General features: G+C 68.6%; 12 protein-coding genes. 3 read left to right on the forward strand and 9 right to left on the reverse strand.

The features are described from left to right. Positions 1 to 3 precede the first annotated feature (3 nt). The 3 genes from G3580_RS17450 to G3580_RS17460 all read right to left on the reverse strand — a co-directional run bounded on the left by G3580_RS17450 (position 4) and on the right by G3580_RS17460 (position 3,975). Entirely contained in the window at positions 4 to 1,677 is a 1,674-nt protein-coding gene (locus tag G3580_RS17450) for an MFS transporter (RefSeq protein WP_217424526.1), read from the reverse strand. A gap of 94 nt (positions 1,678 to 1,771) precedes the next feature. Then, positions 1,772 to 3,031, reverse strand: coding sequence for an MFS transporter (locus G3580_RS17455; RefSeq protein WP_173767656.1), 1,260 nt, complete (start codon positions 3,029 to 3,031; stop codon positions 1,772 to 1,774). A gap of 218 nt (positions 3,032 to 3,249) precedes the next feature. Next, positions 3,250 to 3,975 (reverse strand): Crp/Fnr family transcriptional regulator, encoded by a 726-nt coding sequence (locus tag G3580_RS17460; RefSeq protein ID WP_173767658.1) that lies wholly within the window; start codon positions 3,973 to 3,975, stop codon positions 3,250 to 3,252. Between the two features lie 460 nt (positions 3,976 to 4,435). Here G3580_RS17460 and G3580_RS17465 point away from each other — a divergent pair, with 460 nt between their 5' ends. From G3580_RS17465 to arsB, 3 genes are read left to right on the forward strand one after another with little or no spacing between them, the layout of a single operon-like run. Continuing rightward, positions 4,436 to 4,795 (forward strand): ArsR/SmtB family transcription factor, encoded by a 360-nt coding sequence (locus G3580_RS17465; RefSeq protein WP_173767660.1) that lies wholly within the window; start codon positions 4,436 to 4,438, stop codon positions 4,793 to 4,795. After that, entirely contained in the window at positions 4,792 to 5,211 is a 420-nt protein-coding gene (locus tag G3580_RS17470) for an arsenate reductase ArsC (RefSeq protein ID WP_173767662.1), read from the forward strand. The genes G3580_RS17465 and G3580_RS17470 overlap by 4 nt, the downstream gene beginning before the upstream one ends. Then, positions 5,211 to 6,284 (forward strand): ACR3 family arsenite efflux transporter, encoded by a 1,074-nt coding sequence (gene arsB, locus G3580_RS17475; protein ID WP_173767664.1) that lies wholly within the window; start codon positions 5,211 to 5,213, stop codon positions 6,282 to 6,284. Before G3580_RS17470 ends, arsB begins: the two co-directional genes overlap by 1 nt. On the opposite strand, the gene G3580_RS17480 is transcribed toward arsB, so the two are convergent. The 6 genes from G3580_RS17480 to G3580_RS17505 form a co-directional block, all read right to left on the reverse strand. Further along, positions 6,244 to 6,663 (reverse strand): hypothetical protein, encoded by a 420-nt coding sequence (locus G3580_RS17480; protein ID WP_173767666.1) that lies wholly within the window; start codon positions 6,661 to 6,663, stop codon positions 6,244 to 6,246. The two genes, arsB and G3580_RS17480, sit on opposite strands and share 41 nt — an antisense overlap. 112 nt (positions 6,664 to 6,775) lie before the next feature. After that, on the reverse strand, positions 6,776 to 8,650 hold the full coding sequence (locus tag G3580_RS17485) for a sigma-54-dependent Fis family transcriptional regulator (RefSeq protein WP_173767668.1): 1,875 nt from the start codon (positions 8,648 to 8,650) through the stop codon (positions 6,776 to 6,778). A gap of 197 nt (positions 8,651 to 8,847) precedes the next feature. Continuing rightward, positions 8,848 to 10,287 carry an aldehyde dehydrogenase gene (gene aldA, locus G3580_RS17490; RefSeq protein WP_173767670.1) on the reverse strand — a complete coding sequence of 480 codons (1,440 nt, stop codon included), beginning with the start codon at positions 10,285 to 10,287 and terminating at the stop codon, positions 8,848 to 8,850. 75 nt (positions 10,288 to 10,362) lie between these two features. Next, positions 10,363 to 10,830: a DUF1097 domain-containing protein gene (locus G3580_RS17495; protein WP_173767672.1), complete on the reverse strand. Its 468-nt coding sequence runs from the start codon at positions 10,828 to 10,830 to the stop codon at positions 10,363 to 10,365. A gap of 60 nt (positions 10,831 to 10,890) precedes the next feature. Continuing rightward, positions 10,891 to 11,739 carry a transporter gene (locus tag G3580_RS17500; RefSeq protein WP_173767673.1) on the reverse strand — a complete coding sequence of 283 codons (849 nt, stop codon included), beginning with the start codon at positions 11,737 to 11,739 and terminating at the stop codon, positions 10,891 to 10,893. A gap of 93 nt (positions 11,740 to 11,832) precedes the next feature. After that, entirely contained in the window at positions 11,833 to 13,554 is a 1,722-nt protein-coding gene (locus G3580_RS17505) for a methanol/ethanol family PQQ-dependent dehydrogenase (protein ID WP_173767675.1), read from the reverse strand. Positions 13,555 to 13,590 lie beyond the last annotated feature (36 nt).

Raw genomic sequence — 13,590 nt, forward strand, 5'->3', positions numbered from 1 at the left:
GTCTCAGGGGTTCTGGTACTCGGCCTTGGGGCCGAGGTAGTACCACCAGTTCAGCGCCAGGCAGACCAGGTAGAACGCGGCCAGGCCGTAGAGGGCGTATTCCGGCGTGGCGGCCTTGATCTGCTCGCCGAAGACCTTGGGGATGATGAAGGCGCCGTAGGCGGCCACCGCCGAGGTCCAGCCCAGCACCGGGCCGGCCTGCTCCTTGGGGAACACCATGGCGACGGTGCGGAAGGTGGAGCCGTTGCCGATGCCGGAGGCGGCGAACAGCACCAGGAAGAGGACGAAGAAGGGCAGGAAGTACTGCTCCGGGGTCGCCGACTGGTAGGCCGCCTTCATGAAGTAGGCGACGCCCAGGGCCGCGCCGACCATGGCGTAGGTGATGTACTGGGTCACCTTGGCGCCGCCCATCTTGTCGGCCATCCAGCCGCCCACCGGGCGGATCAGCGCGCCGATGAAGGGGCCCATCCAGGCGTACATGAGCGCCGAGGGGCCGTTGGGGTTGGCGGTGGTGTGGGTCATCACGCCGTCGACCATCACGTGCTGGAAGCCGAAGATCACCTTGATGGCCAGGGCGAAGGCGGCCGAGTAGCCGATGAAGCTGCCGAAGGTCATGGTGTAGATCACGCTCATGACCCAGGTGTGCTTGTGGCCGAAGATGGAGAACTGGCGCTGCAGGTTGGGCTTGATGTCGCCCGGAATCTGCTTGAGCAGGAACACCGTCAGCGCGATCACGCCGGCGAGCACGAACCACTTGGTCCAGCCCGGCAGGCCGAGGCCGATCGGCTGCGGCAGGATGAAGTACAGGCCCACGCCGGCGGCGATGAAGGCCATCAGCAGCATGCCGGTGATCTTGCCCATGGCACCCAGGGGCGAACCGATGTTGGGAGACACCTCCTCGGTGCGGATGTTGTTCATGCCGAACCAGCCGGCGAAGGCCAGCGGCACCAGCAGCAGCAGCCACACGAAGCCGGCGTTGGCCAGCCAGGTCGGGGCGCCGGCGGGGATCTTGCCGATCAGCGTGCCCGAGGTGCTCACCAGCTTGACCGCATCACCGCTGAAGGCGGAGAACAGCGGCACCGTCATCACCAGCGGGATGAGGATCTGCATGGTGGTGACGCCGGCGTTGCCCAGGCCCGCGTTGAGGCCGAGCGCCAGGCCCTGCATGCGCTTGGGGAAGAAGTAGCTGATGTTGGACATCGACGAGGCGAAGTTGCCGCCGCCGAAGCCGGACAGGAAGGCCAGCGCCTGGAACACCCACAGCGGCGTGCTCTGGTCCTGCAGCGCGAAGCCGGTGCCCACCGCCGGGATCATGAGCAGCGCGGTGGTGAAGAAGATGGTGTTGCGCCCGCCCGCGATGCGGATGAAGAAGCTCGACGGGATGCGCAGGGTGGCGCCGGTGAGGCCGGCGATGGCCGACAGGGTGAACAGCTCGGCGGGCTTGAAGGGGAAGCCGGCGTTGAGCATCTGCACCGTGATGATCCCCCACATCAGCCACACGGCGAAGCCGCACAGCAGGCTGGGGATGGAGATCCACAGGTTGCGGTTGGCGATGCGCTTGCCGTCGGCCGCCCAGAAAGCGGCATCTTCCGGCGCCCAGGTGTGCAGGTCGGCACCGCTGCCGGCCTCCCCTACGCCGGCACCGGGCCGCCGCAGTTGCTCGACTTTCGTATTCATGACTTCCTCCGTTTCGATCTTGTTCGTCGGGCGGGATCACACCCGCCATGGGCTTTTGCAGTGGAAAGCGGCGGGTTCGCACCCGCCCGATGGATCACTCGGTGGCCGTGGCCAGCTCGGCGCTGCCCTTGATGACGTCGGTGCGGCGCACCTCGGTCCAGTACATCCAGATCAGCGACACCCAGACCACGCCGTACATGAGCATGAACACGCTCGAGCGCACGCCGGTCAGGTCGACCAGGGCGCCGAACATGATCGGCAGCAGAAAGCCGCCCAGGCCGCCGACCAGGCCGACGATGCCGGACACCGCGCCGATGTCCTGGTGGAAGTCGTCGGAGATGTACTTGAAAACGGACGCCTTGCCGAAGGCGAAGGCCACGCCGACCATGAACAGCAGCACCGTGAACACCGTCGGGCTCAGGCGGATGTCATAGGTGGCCGTGCCGCTCACGGTGTGCACCGACAGGTGCGTTTGCGGGTAGGACATGATGAACAGGCAGATCCACGACACCCACATCACCCACCAGGTGACCTTGTGGGCGCCGAAGCGGTCCGACAGCCAGCCGCCCACCGCGCGCAGCACCCCGCCCGGCAGCGAGAAGGCCGCCGCCAGCAGCGCCGCGCTGCGCAGGCCGAAGCCGTATTCCTCCACGTAGTACTCGGTCATCCACAGCGCCAGCGCCACATAGCCGCCGAACACGATCGAGTAGTACTGGCAGTACTTCCACACCCGCGGATCCTTGAGGGCGCGCAGCTGCTCGGTGAGCGTCACCGTCTTGCCCACCCGGTGGTCCGGATCGTCGAAGCTGAAGGCCCAGAAGATGACCGCGGTGACCAGGATGGCCACCGCATACACCTTGGGCACCGCCTGCCAGCCCCAGGCCACCACGATCGACGGCGCCACCAGCTTGGTGAGCGCCGCGCCCGCGTTGCCGGCGCCGAAGATGCCCATGGCGAAGCCCTGGTTCTTGCGTTCGAACCAGCGTGCGCAGTAGGCGATGCCCACCGAGAACGAGCCCCCCGCCAGCCCCACGAACAGGCCGATGACGAGGAACTGCCAGTACTCGGTGGCATGGCCGATCAGCATGATCGGCCCGACGATGGCCAGCAGCAGGCCGAACACCACCACCCGGCCGCCGAACTTGTCGCCCAGCAGCCCCAGCGGCAGGCGCGACAGCGCCCCGGTAAGCACCGGCGTGGACGCCAGCAGACCGAACTGGGTCTCGTTCAGGCTCAGCATCGTCTTGATGGGCACGCCCAGCACCGCGAACATCATCCACACGGCGAAACACATGGTGAAGGCGAAGGTGCTCGAACCGAGCACGGCGTATTGCTTGTAGCGAAGCGAACTCATGATCCCGAAGTCCTCCTGCATTGGACGGCAGACTGGATGAAGCACAGCCTATCGGCGCCGGCCGGCGCGCAACATTCCCCAATGGCAGGGGATGGGCCCGGCAGGAGAACTAGTCACAAAGGAGTAGGCGTCGGCGAGCCGCGCGCCGGCCGTGGACAAAAAGAGACCCGGCGCGCCGCACGGCGGCACCGGGTTCAAAGAGGTATTCGGTCAGGCGATCAGAGATCGAGCAGGCGTTCGATGGCCGGCAGGTCCACCAGGCGGATCATGCGCCCCCGCCCCTCTTCGATCACGCCCGCCTCGCGCAGCTTGCGCAAGGCCCGCGACAGCGACTCGCCGCTCAGGTTGAGCATCGAGGCCACCGCGTACTTGGGCGCCGGCAGGCGGATCCAGTCGTCCCCCTCGCCCGCGCTCTCGCGCAGTTCCATCAGATAGGCCGCGATGCGCTTGTGCGCCAGCGTCGGCGTCGACTGGCTGATCGACTCGATCAGCGCCTGGATGCGCCCCGAGATGTCCGACAGCATGCGCAGCGACAGCTCCGGATCGGCCCGCACCGCCGCGATCAGCGCATCGGAAGGGATGTGCAGCAGCACGCACTCGCGCACCGCCTGGGTCCACGCCCGGTAACGCGACAGCCGGAACACGCCCAGCTCGCCGAAGAAGCGCCGCTCGGTGAACAGCTCGATCACCTTCTCGCGCCCGTCCGGATCGCGCGCCAGCAGCTTCACCGCCCCCTCGACCACGAAGAACAGCCCCGTCGGCGCCGACCCGCGCCGAAAGATCGTGCCGCCCCGCTTGAAGCGCTTGAAGTGGGCATCCCTGGCCAGCAGCTCCACGGTCGACGCCGGCAACCCCGCCAGCAACGGCATCCCCGCCAACGTCCGCCGCACCCGCCCGGCACCGCGCACCGCCCCATCGGCACCCGCCTCCGGCGCATGAGACATGCAAGCATCCATGGCGACTCCTCCCTTCAACCCCAGCCACCGCCCCACGGGCAGCACCCACTTCGACTCGGAGCAGCATAGGCACGCCGGGCACCGGGGACAATCGGTCGGATGGGGGAGAGATAGTCACAAAGGACTAGATGGAGGGGGATGAGGGGAGGCGGCGGGTTGTCGGCCGTTGCTGACGGTCGGGCGGTTGCAAACCCAGGGCAGCAGTCAGACAGGAGTGGTCGTATATATGTAGGGCGGAACGGCATTGGAGCGGATCATGGGCCCCAATACCACATCCATTCACACCCATTTTTACAGAGCAATAATCCGCGCCGACGGGCCATTGCGCTGCGCGCTACCGATGCTCCATCGGGCGACGCCATTCCGCCTCTCGGACCACCCCGGGCTCACGCCCCGTGTCATCAAATCTTCATGGCTTGGCGCCCTATATTTCGATATTATTCGAAACATGGAAACCTTGAACGCTGCCGAACTGCTCGCCGCGCTGGGCCACGAGTCGCGCCTGTCCATCTTCCGCCTGCTGGTGGAGGCCGGGCCGGAGGGGCTCAACGCCAGCGCCATCGGCGAGGCGCTGGCGCTGGCGCCGGCGACCCTGTCGTTTCATCTGGCGCACCTGAGCCGGGTGGGCTTGATCGAGGGCGCGCGCGCGAGCCGCTTCATTCGCTATTCGGCGCGCTTCGACACCATGGACGAGCTGATCGCGTTCATGACCCGGAACTGCTGCCAGGGCGAGGCCTGCCTGCCCAAGACCACCGCCTGCAACACCACCGACCCACGTCGCTCCACCAAGAGCATCCCGGAAACATGACCCTGAAAACCGTACTGATTCTGTGCACCGGCAACTCGTGCCGCTCCCAGATGGCCGAGGCCATCGTCAACCACGACCTGGCCGGCCAGGTGCGGGCGCTGTCGGCCGGCACGGTGCCGCAGCCCCGGGTGGCGGACGGCGCCCTCGAGGCGCTGCGCCTGGCCGGGTTGCCCACCGAGGGGCTGCATCCCAAGGACGTCGACGCTGTGATCGACGCGCCCATCGACCTGGTGGTGACCGTGTGCGACAACGCGAAGGAGAGCTGCCCGGTGTTTCCGCGCCCGGTGCCGCGCATCCACCTGCCCTTCCCCGATCCGCACGGCGAGCCGCTCGAACGCTTCGTCGAGGTGCGCGACGCGATCCGCGCGCGCCTGGTGCCCGCCGTGCGCGCTGCGCTCGCCCCTGAGGAGACATGATGTCCGCACAATGTGAAGTCACCGCCAAGATGGCCGCCGGCGCGCCCATGAGCATCTTCGAACGCTTTCTGACCCTGTGGGTGTTCCTGTGCATCATCGCCGGCATTGCGCTCGGCCAGTTCCTGCCCGGGGTGTTCCAGGCGGTCGGGCGGATGGAGGTGGCGCAGGTGAATCTGCCGGTGGGGCTGCTCATCTGGGTGATGATCATCCCCATGCTGGTGAAGGTGGATTTCGGCGCCCTGCACGAAGTGCGCGAGCATGTGCGCGGCATCGGCGTCACCCTGTTCGTCAATTGGCTGGTGAAGCCGTTTTCCATGGCCTTCCTGGGCTGGCTGTTCATCCGCCACCTGTTTGCGCCGATGCTGCCGGCCGAGCAGCTCGACAGCTACATCGCGGGGCTGATCCTGCTGGCCGCGGCGCCGTGCACGGCCATGGTGTTCGTGTGGAGCCGGCTCACCAACGGCGACCCGCTGTTCACGCTCTCCCAGGTGGCGCTCAACGACACCATCATGGTGTTCGCCTTCGCGCCGCTGGTGGGGCTCCTGCTGGGGATCTCGGCCATCACCGTGCCGTGGGCCACGCTGCTCACCTCGGTGGGGCTGTACATCGTCATCCCGGTGGCGCTGGCGCAGCTGTGGCGCAAGCGCCTGCTTTCGAAGGGGCAGGCCGCGTTCGACGCGGCGATGGAGCGCATCGGGCCGTGGTCCATCGGTGCGCTGCTGCTCACCCTGGTGCTGCTGTTCGCCTTCCAGGGCGAGGCCATTCTCAAGCAGCCGCTGGTCATCGCCCTGCTGGCGGTGCCCATCCTCATCCAGGTGTTCTTCAATTCCGCGCTGGCCTACTGGCTGAACCGGAAGGTGGGCGAGAAGCACAACGTGGCCTGCCCGTCGGCACTGATCGGCGCGTCGAACTTCTTCGAGCTGGCCGTCGCCGCCGCCATCAGCCTGTTCGGCTTCGAGTCGGGCGCGGCGCTGGCCACGGTCGTCGGCGTGCTCATCGAGGTGCCGGTGATGCTGCTGGTGGTGCGCGTGGTCAACGCCTCCAAACCCTGGTACGAGCGCCGGCCGGCCTGAGCCGGGCTAGCGCCGCGCCCGCGAACCAGGCGTTGGCGGCCTCGAGGGTGGGGAGCACTTCGATCGGGTAGGGATTGAGGCCGATGTCGTCGAAACAGCGAAGCATGGTGTTCACGTCTTCGCGATCGGGAATGACGGCGATGTGCAGCTTGTCGTTGCTCCTGACGGCGGCGAAATTGCGCGCGGCGATCTCTTCCATATGCACGGCCGAGGTGGTGACCCGGGTACAGGCGGAAAAATCGTGCAGCGCCTCGTAGGTACTGTCGAAACGCACGTCGGCCTGCAGCGCGATGACCACCTGCAACACGGTGTCTTCGTCGCACTCGCCGGAATAGGTGACGCAGACACGATGACGCCCCCAGTCGATGGTGTAGGCCAAGACGCTCCCTTCAGCGGTTCGGGACGATCCGCACGACCGCCCTCATGCGTCGATTTTATCCGATCGTGGCGGCCACCGGCCAAGGCGGGAGCCGGATGCCTGGCCACCGATCCTAAGGCAGGCGGATGCCGTACTGGCGCAGGCGGCGGTAGAGCGTGGAACGCGAAACGCCCAGCGCACGGCTGGCGGCGCTGGCGCACCCGCCGGTGCGCTCCAGGGCCTGGACGATGCGGTCGCGCTCGGGCACCGACGCCGTCTCGCCCCCCCCGAGGCGGACGCGGCGGCGGTCGCCCTCCTCCGCCGCCACGGTGGCGCGGAAGGTCTCGGGCAGGTCGGCCCAGTCCAGCGCGGGTGCCAGACACACCGCGATGGCGTAGCGCAGCACGTTGCGCAGCTCGCGGATGTTGCCCGGCCACGGATGGGCGAGCAGCGCCGCCTCCACCGCATCGGACAGCACCACCGACTTGCCGGCGGCGGCGCACTCCTCGGCCAGCACCTTGCGGATCAGCGCGGGTTTGTCGTCGCGCTCGCGCAGCGGCGGCAGGCGGTGGGTGGCGGCGTTGAGGCGGTAGTACAGGTCCTCGCGGAACTGCCCGGCGCGCACCATGGCTTCCAGATCCCGGTGGGTGGCGCAGATGATCTGGATGTCCACCACCTGCGGCGTGGCCGCGCCGAGGGCGAGCACTTCGCCCTCGGCGAGCACCCGCAGCAGCCGCGTCTGCAGCCCGAGCGGCATGTCGCCGATCTCGTCGAGGAACAGGGTGCCGCCGTCGGCCTGGGCGATCTTGCCCACCGAGCCGCGCGCGCGGGCGCCGGTGAAGGCGCCTTCGCGGTAGCCGAACAGCTCGCTCTCGATGAGGTTCTCGGGAATCGCGGCGCAGTTGATGGCGACGAAGGGCTGGTCGTGGCGCCGGCTGCGGGCATGGATGGCCTTGGCGGTCAGCTCCTTGCCGCTGCCGGTCTCGCCCAGCAGCAGGATGGGCACCTTGCTGTTGGCGAGCATCTCGAGCCGGCGCAGCCCGTCGCCGGGTGCCGGGCGCCGCGCCGCGGCGGCACGCGCCGGGCCCGCGCGGCGGACGCGACGGGGCGCGCGGATCATGGCCGAGAGGGTGTCGTCGCCGGAGGGCTCGGCCAGATGCATGGGCGCGCCCGGATGGGCGCGGGCGAAGTCGATGAGGCCATCGACCGACTGGTTGAGCAAGGCCTCGATGGACCAGTCGCGGCGCCCGAGGCGCTGGCTGAGCTGGCGGCTCGCACCGACCACGTGGCCGCTCTCGTCGAAGGCGATCAGCACGTCCGGATCGTCGTCCCAGTGCCCGGTCTGGCGCCGCACCCGGGCGATCCAGTGCTCGGCGAAATGCTCCATGAACAGGGACTGCTCGATGCGCACGGCGGTCTGCTGGGTGAGCCGGTAGGCGAGCCCCTGGCCGAACTTCTGCGCGTCCTGCGCGCAGGCGGTGGCGTTGAGCACGCCGAGCAGCTTCACTTCGGGGCCGAACAGGGGCACGGCGGCGCAGGTGATGCCGTGGTTGCGCACCAGGTAGTGCTGCTGCCCGTGCACCAGCACCGGCGCCTGGTCGACGATGGCGGTGCCGACGCCGCAGGTGCCCTGGATCTGTTCCGACCAGCAGGCGCCGGCGCGCAGGCCGGACGAGGCGAACTGCCCGGCGCGCCGGTCCACCGCGCGCGTCTCGAGGGTGGCGCCGGAAAAATCGGTGAGCAGCAGGCAGAAGCCCAGGTCGCCCAGTTGCCGGTGCAGCCAGTCGAGCCCGGGCACGGCCACGCGCAGCAGGCGCTCGTGCTCCTCGCGCAGGTGCGCCAGTTCGGGATCGGTGAGCACATCGGCCTCGCCGCGGTCGCCGGCGTCGAGGCGATGTTCGGTCATGGAGCGGCGGCGCGACAGCGCCAGGCGGCCGGGCAGCTCGCGGGGGATGTGGCCGGCCACGTCGTGGCCCTGACGCGCGACGTCGATCAACGCATCCAGCATGAGTGTCTCCTCTGTGCGGGACCCCGGTCATGGCCGTGTCCTCTGTGAGGGGCCTGTGCGCGGTGGACACCAGGCCGATCTGTCGATGTTAGTTGGCATCCGCGCCCCGTTCAAGGTCGGCTCCGGGGAGAAAGGGCGGCCGCGCGAACACGGCCGCCAAGGAGGAGCGAGGGAGAAATCGGGGGCGCCGCCGGTCCTCAGCCGTGCTGCATGTAGACCACCTGGGTTTCGGTGTACTCGAGCAGGCCGTGCTTGCCGTCGGCACCGCCGATGCCCGAGTGGCGCCGACCGGCATGGAAGCCCTGCATGGCCTCGAAGTGCTCGCGGTTCACGTAGGTCTCGCCGAACTTGAGCCCGTTGCAGGCCTGCATCACCTCGGCCAGATCGCGCGAGAAGATCGACGAGGTGAGCCCGTAGTCGGAGTCGTTGGACAGGGCGATGGCTTCATCGAGGCCGTCGACCACCTGGATCGGCAGCACCGGGCCGAAGATCTCGGCGCGCATCACTTCCATGTCGTGGCGGCAGTCGAACAGCACCGTGGGCAGGTAGTGGAAGCCCTGCTCGGTGGGCGCGACGCTGCCGCCCATGAGCACCTCGGCCCCTTCGGCGCGGGCGCGCTCGACCATGCCGGCCACCTTGTCCAGCCCCTGGCGGTTGACCAGCGGGCCCATGTGCACCGACGGGTCGGCGATGGGGTCGCCATAGCGCACCTCGGCCATGCGCGCGGCGACCTTCTCGGTGAATTCGGTGGCCACGGCGCGCGCCACGTACACCCGCTCGGCGCAGTTGCACACCTGCCCGGTGTTGATCACCCGCGAGTCGCAGATGGCCTTGGCGGCCAGGTCGAGGTCGGCGTTGGCGGTGACGATGGCCGGTGCCTTGCCGCCCAGCTCGAGGTTCACCCGGGTGAGGTTGGGCGCGGCGGCGGCCATGATGCGCTTGCCGGTGGCCACCGAGCCGGTGAAGCTGACCAGATTGACCTGCCTGGAGGCGGCGAGGCTGGCCCCGGCGGTGGCGCCATCGCCGCCGACCAGGTTGAACACCCCGGCGGGCAGTTCGGCCTGCTGCACCAGGCGGGCGAAGTCGAAGGCGTTGATGGGGGTCTCTTCGCTGGGCTTGACGACGATGGTGTTGCCGGTGACCAGCGCCGGCGCCATCTTGCGGGCGATGAGGAAGAAGGGGAAGTTCCACGGCAGGATGCCGGCGGTCACGCCGATGGCGCGGCGCATGAGGAAGATGCTCTCGCCGACGCGGTCGCTCGGGATCACCTCGCCCTCGATGCGGCGCGCCCACTCGGCCATATAGTCCATGTAGTCGGCGGTGAAGGCCACTTCCACCTGCGCCAGCGCGAGCACCTTGCCCTGCTCGCGGGTGATGGTCTCGGCCAGGGGGCCGGCGTTGTCGCGGATGAGGCCGGCGATCCTGCGCAGGTAGCCGGCACGCTGGATGGCCGGCAGGGCCTCCCAGGCGGGCTGGGCGCGGCGGGCGGCGGCGAGCGCCTCCTCCACGCCGGCGGCGGTGGACAGCGGCATCTGCGCCAGCAGCGCGCCGTTGGCCGGGTTGCGCACGTCGCGGTGTTCGAGCGCGCTACCGCTCACGAAGCGGCCGTCGATGAAGTTTTCCAGGATACGGGTCATGGGGGTGCTCCTCTGGTTGAATCCCTTGGGTCGGGGGTGTGGCCCCGCCCGCGCCGGACGCGGACGGGCGAAAAATCAGGCCGTACGGGCCAGGCGCTTGCCGACCTGTTCGGAGACCAGGCCGAAGATCACGCCCAGGCACCAGGTGAGGCCGACGAACAGGGCGCTCAGGTCGAACTTGGCGCCGGAGCCGAAGAAGCAGGCGGCGCCGAGGAAGGCGGCCGGGGTGTAGGCCAGGGCGCCGATGTCGGCCATGGCCACGAGCACGAAGGCGAGCACCGCCACCAGGCCGATGAGGGCGCCGAGGCTGCCGCCGAGGGCCTGCACGCCGGCCAGCGTGAGGGCGGTGAGGACGATGCCGGCGAGCCCGGCGGCGACGGATTTGCTCACCCCCTCGGCGCCGCCGCCGGCGGCGAAGTAGGCGGCCCAGGCGACGAAGCCGATCCAGGGGTTGAAGCGGAAGTCGGGGTTGCCGACACTCAGATACACCCAGAGCGCGACCAGGGCGGCGATGCTCAGGGCGAGGGCGTGGAGCAGTTTCATGGCGATCTCCTTGTGGCGACGGCGACCGGGCAGGCTGGCGGGCCTGCCCGGCCGGCGCGCTTACCAGACGTAGGCGTACTTGAGGTTGAAGCTGTTGTTGGCGGCGTGGTTTTCCCCGCGGATGCTCTTGGCGTAGCGCAGGGTGATGGACTGGTTGTCGAAGGTGTGCAGCATCAGGCCCAGCCCGCCGTCGAGGGCGTGGCCGCCGTCCACCGTCGAGGTGCGCTTGCCGCGCTCGTAGTCGAGGGCGAGGAAGGGCTCGAGCAGCGGGCTGACCCGGTAGCCGAGGCGCTGGTTGGTGTGGAACACCGTGCCCGGCTTGGTGCCGTCGTTCTTGTCGTCCTGGAACACGAAGCCGGCGTCGGCGGTCCAGCCCCACTGCTCGGTCAGGCGCACGTCCCAGAACAGGCTGGAGAGGTTCTTCCAGTTGGTGTCGCTCACGTCCTGATCACCGGCCGGAATCTGCACGAAGGACTGGAAGCCGACGGTGGCGTCGGGGGTGGGCTTGTACCAGATGGCGAAGCCGGTCATGGGGTCGCCGATGCCGCTGCTCTGGCTGGCGGGGTGATGGCCGCGCACACTGATCTCGGGGACGATGACTTCCCAGGCCAGGCCGATGTTGCGGTTCGACTCGGGGGTCCAGAAATGCACGTACTTGGACAGGCCGACGATGGCGGTGCTGCCCGGGCCCTTGGCGCGGTCGCCGCTGCCGTCGAACAGGCGGTTGTTGCGCTGCACGTAGGCGTACTGGACGAAGACGTTGAAGGGCTTGAAGTCGATCGGCAGGTCGTACTCATGCGGGCCGATGACGTCGAAGGTGGTCTGGGCGGCGGCCAGACCCGAGAGGCCGGCGAGCAGGAGGGCGCACAGCGCGGTGCCGAGGTGGCGTGGTGTGAAGAGCGGTCTCATTGCGTGTTTCCTTGTCGTTATCGTGGGGTGTGGCCGACCGGCCGACCCGCGCGGCGGCGGGCCGGGGGCCGGTCGTGGGGGGAACGCACCGGATCAGTGGGCGAGCTTGAACACCATCACCGTGCCGCCCTGCGGGACCACGGTCTTGTGCTCGAGCACCGCGTCGAAGGCGCCCTGCATGCGCTGGGCATCGACGCCCCAGCCGGCCTGCACGGCGATGTACTGCTCGCCGTCCACCTCGAAGCTGGAGGGCACGCCGGTGATGCCGGAGGGGGCCGGGAACTGCCACAGCAGCTTGCCGGTGCGCGCGTCGAAGGCATGGAACATGCGGTCGTTGGTGCCGCCGCCGAAGACCAGGTCGCCGGCGGTGGTCAGCAGCGGGCCCCAGTTCATCTCCGGATAGGTGTGGGTCCACACCTGCTTGCCGGTCTTCAGATCCCAGGCCTGCACCTCGCCGATGGACTTGCGCGACTTGTCGGTCATGCGCACGTTGGTGAGCACGTTCTGCAGCGACACGCCCAGGTAGAGCTGGCCCTTCTGGTACTTGGTCGGCTCACCCGTGAGCTCGGAGCACAGGTGGTTGTTGGCAGGGATGTAGAGCAGCCCGGTGTGCGGGTTGTAGGCCTCGGGCGGCCAGTCCTTGCCACCCCACAGGGAGGGGCAGAACTGCACCGTCTTGCCGGTGGCCGGGCGTCGCGCCGGATCGTAGGTGGGCCGGCCGGTCTTCGGGTCGATGCTCTTGAAGGCGTTCTGGTCCACATAGGGCCAGCCGGCGACGAAGCCGATCTTGCCGCCGTGCTCGCGGTCGAGCACCCACAGGTAGCCATCGCGCGCGGCATGGACCAGCCCCTTCACCTGACGGCCCTTGTAGGGCATGTCGATCAGCAGCGGCGCGGAGACCTCGTCCCAGTCCCAGGCGTCGTTGTAGTGGTACTGGTGGTAGCCCTTGAGCTTGCCGGTATCCACGTCGAGGGCGATGGTGGAGTTGGCGTACAGGTTGTCCCCGGCGCGGGTGTCGGGCATCCACGGGCCGGCGTTGCCGACGCCCCAGTAGGCGATGTTGCTGTCCGGATCGTAGGTGCCGGTGATCCACACCGAGCCGCCGCCGTGCTTGTAGGTGCCTTCGGGCCAGGTGTCGCCACCGGGTTCGCCCGGTGCCGGGATGGTGTAGGTGCGCCAGGCCTCTTCACCGGTCTTGGCATCGAAGGCGGCCACGAAGCCGCGGATGCCGTACTCGCCGCCCGAGGAGCCGACCATGATCTTGCCCTTGGCGGCCAGCGGCGCCAGGGTCATGTAGTAGCCGGCCTTCCAGTCGGCCACCTGCTTGGTCCAGATCTCCTTGCCGGTCTTGGCGTCGAGCGCGACCAGGCAGGCGTCGGTGGTGGCCAGGTAGAGGCGGTCGCCGTACAGGGCCACGCCCCGGTTGGTCGGGTGCAGTTGCTGCAGCTCGGGCGGAAGCGCCTTCTTGTAGCGCCACAGCTCCTTGCCGGTGGCCGCCTCCAGGGCGATGACCTGGTTGTTGGGGGTGGTGACGAACATGTAGCCGTCATTGACCATGGGCGGCGCCTGATGCCCTTCCTGCATACCGGTGGCGTAGGACCAGGCGAGCGTGAGCTTGCCCACGTTGGCGGCGTTGATCTGCTTGAGCGGGCTGAAGCCCCAGCCGGCGTAGTTGCCCCGGTAGGACAGCCAGTTGTTGGGCTCGGGATGCTTGAGCCGCTGGTCGGTGACCGCCGGGTACGGCGCCAGCGCCGCCGCGGCGATCGCGGGGATGCAGGCCAGGGCGGCCACGAGGGGGATCAGTTTCTTGTGCATAGAGGGTCTCCTCCATTCCTTTCGGTGGATCGTGCT

Source organism: Nitrogeniibacter mangrovi (assembly GCF_010983895.1).
Taxonomy (GTDB): Bacteria; Pseudomonadota; Gammaproteobacteria; order Burkholderiales; family Rhodocyclaceae; genus Nitrogeniibacter; species Nitrogeniibacter mangrovi.